General features: G+C 66.8%; 2 protein-coding genes and 1 pseudogene. 2 read left to right on the top strand and 1 reads right to left on the bottom strand.

Translation table 11 applies throughout. The features are described 5' to 3' along the window. Nucleotides 1-88: 88 nt before the first annotated feature. Entirely contained in the window at nt 89-742 is a 654-nt protein-coding gene (locus B1964_RS19380) for a TetR/AcrR family transcriptional regulator (protein WP_079930927.1), read from the bottom strand. A gap of 489 nt (nt 743-1,231) precedes the next feature. Between B1964_RS19380 and B1964_RS19375 the strand changes: the two genes are divergently transcribed. Beyond that, on the top strand, nt 1,232-2,518 hold the full coding sequence (locus tag B1964_RS19375; RefSeq protein ID WP_253194074.1) for a hypothetical protein: 1,287 nt from the start codon (nt 1,232-1,234) through the stop codon (nt 2,516-2,518). Between the two features lie 30 nt (nt 2,519-2,548). After that, nucleotides 2,549-2,817 (top strand): annotated as a pseudogene (locus B1964_RS19370) (hypothetical protein); the annotation flags it as partial.

The following is a 2,817-nucleotide window of genomic DNA, read 5'->3' as shown; positions in this document are numbered from 1 at the left end:
CTCGCCGTGGGGTTGACCAAGGTCGGTTCGACCGTCGAGGCGCAGGTGTTCGGCGCCTACACCGGGGTGCTGGGCAGCGTGCTGGCGGTCATGTGTTTCTACCTGCGCGGGTCCGGGATTCGCCGGAGCCTTCGGATAGACCGGCCACCCGTACCGCCGGGGAGACCCAGCGCCGCAGATATCGGCGCAGGTGTGCGCCCTGGCGGGGCGGATGGCCCGGATCGAGGATGAACGACTGCAGGATCCGCAGCAGGAACTCGGCCAGCTCCTCCAGTTCGGCATCATCGAAACCTGCTTGCGCCCAATCGATGTCGAATTGCATCAACATCGATCGGCAGAGCTCGATGGCCACCTCGGAGGTGATCGCGGACTGCAGGCTGCTGGAGTGGCCGGGACTGAGTACCACGCTGACGTAGGGATCGACCGGTAGCACCTCGAGGGTGGTCGCGAGACCCTCGACGACGGCTTCGGCCGGGTCGGTGATGCCGACGAGGCGGCCGGCGAGACGATCGAGGAAGCCCGCGGTCGCCGACCGCAGCGCTGCCTCCATGAGAACGGCGTCGGCACTGGGGAAATAGCGGTACACCGTCTGCCGGGTCACCCCGAGTTCGCGGGCGATGTCGGTGATGCTCAGGTTGATCGCGCCGTCGACGGTGATCGCATGGCGTGCGACATCGAGGATGCGTTCGCGTGCCTCGTCGTCGCTGGCCGGCGGGGTGCCGTTCCATCCTCGGGTGCGCATCAGCGAACGCTCTCGGCGCAATCGGTGAACTCCATGGGGATCATCCTCGGTCCTCGGGTGTGGCCGGCACGTCTGGGGGTGGTGCCGAACGTATCGGCGCAGGTCGGCCGCCCCCATCGTACGTATTCGGGTACCCGTCCCGTTGAGTTCACCATTGACTCCGCGTCGCCTTCGTGGTTACGGTCATACATATAAGCGAGAATGTATGATCAAGACGAATGACAAAAGAGGAGTGGCGATGTCGCACGGTGGGCGGGCTGTGGTGATGGGCGGGAGTATCGCGGGGATCTGCGCGGCGGGCGGTCCTCGCGCGGCACGTCGACGAGGTGATCGTCGTCGAGCGCGACGTGCTGCCCGACGGTGCCGAACACCGGAGGGGTGTGCCGCAGAGCCGGCACCCGCATTTTCTGCTCAACTCCGGACGTCGCGCGATGGATACGATCTTCCCCGGCTTCCAGCGCGCTGGTTCAGGCCGGTGGGATGCAACTGATGCCGTCGATGGCGGCCGCGCACTGCGAGGGTCGTGGCTGGATTCCGCGGCAGGAGTCGACGATGACGATGATCTACTCCTCCCGGCTGCTCGTCGAACGCGTTCTGCGGGACATGCTGCGCGACATACCGAATGTGACCGTGGAGGAGGGTGTCGGGGTGAGCGGCCTCGAGACGGCCGACGGTGCCGACGGTCGTCGGGTCACCGGCGTCCGGTTGTCGGGTCGCCCGGGTGGGCCCGATGGCAACGTCGTCGAGGCCGATCTCATCGTCGACGCGCTCGGTCGCGGCTCACGCGTCAGCGAGTGGCTGCACCGGGCGGGATGGCCGCAGGTGCCGGTACGCACGCTCGACGCCGGCGCGACCTACTCGACGCGATGGTACCAAAAGCCCACGGGGGCAAGCAGACCGGACTGGTGGTGGTGGCATCACCTGTCGGTTCTGCCGACCACCGACACCGGCGAGCATCCCACTGTCGACGACTACCTCTGTCAGATCTTCCCGATCGAAAAGGATCGGGTGCTGGTCACCATGGGGTCGTGGGGACACAAGATGCCGCTGCGGGAAGACGACTTCGTCGATGCCGCCCACGCGGTTCGGGCCCCCACCTTCGGTGCGGTGGTGGACGTGTGCGAACCGATCTCCAAGGTCTTCGTCACCAAATCGACCGGAAACGCCTGGCGCCGTTACGATCTGCTCGACGCCCCGCCGACCGGCCTGGTGGTGATCGGCGATGCGATCTGTGGGTTCAATCCGCTCTACGGCCAGGGGATGAGCTCGGCGGCCCGCTCGGCGCTGCTGCTCGACGAGAAGCTCACCGCCCGAACAACTCTGGATCGGGACTTCTTCACCGACTTCTATCGCGCACAGGCGAAGACGCTGAAGGTCCCGTGGACGCTGGCGTTGGCGCGTGATCAGGGATACGACAGCGCGGAGGGCACCGAGGTGGTGCCGCCGTGGCGACGGCGGATCGTCGGGCGACTCGCCTGGCCGGTGTTCAACCTCATCTCCGGCACCACCCGGGAGGATTCGGTGGTCGAGGACCACTTCGCCAAGGTCTTCAATCTCGACGAACCGGCGGTGCAGATGGTCCGCAGTCCACGGGTTCTCGCCGGCCTGGCGTGGTACTGGTGCAAACGCGCCACGGGACGTACCGTACTGCCACCGGGATTCGATCCCACCGGGCATCCGCCCGCCGACGTCTGGGTCGACGGGCGGGCCACCCCGGGCCGCAACGCCGAGGTGATTCCGCTGCCCGACGCCGCCGGTCTCACCGCGGGCCGGTGACGGCCGCAACCGCCGAGTAGGGGGTTCGACATGAGTGTCTGTGCGCCGGGGTCGGCGGCGGAGTTGATCACGAGATACCTGGGGTTCGATTGTTCGGCAGCCGATCCGGTTGTCACCCTGCGTAATCCGGCGCAGCTGGCCAACTGGACGCTGCCGGTGCTGGAGTACACGATCATTCTGGGCGCGGTGCTGGCACTGCTTCATGCAATGCGGCGGTGGCGGCGTGACGGGGATCCGACGAACTTGGCGATCTGGCTGGCATCGCTGCTCTACCTGTTCGTCATCGAGCCGCCGCTGTA

The sequence above is a fragment of the Gordonia sp. i37 genome (assembly GCF_002043085.1).
GTDB lineage: Bacteria > Actinomycetota > Actinomycetes > Mycobacteriales > Mycobacteriaceae > Gordonia > Gordonia polyisoprenivorans.
Note: the sequence above shows the minus strand (reverse complement) of the source record. Positions and strands in the feature narration are given on the sequence as shown.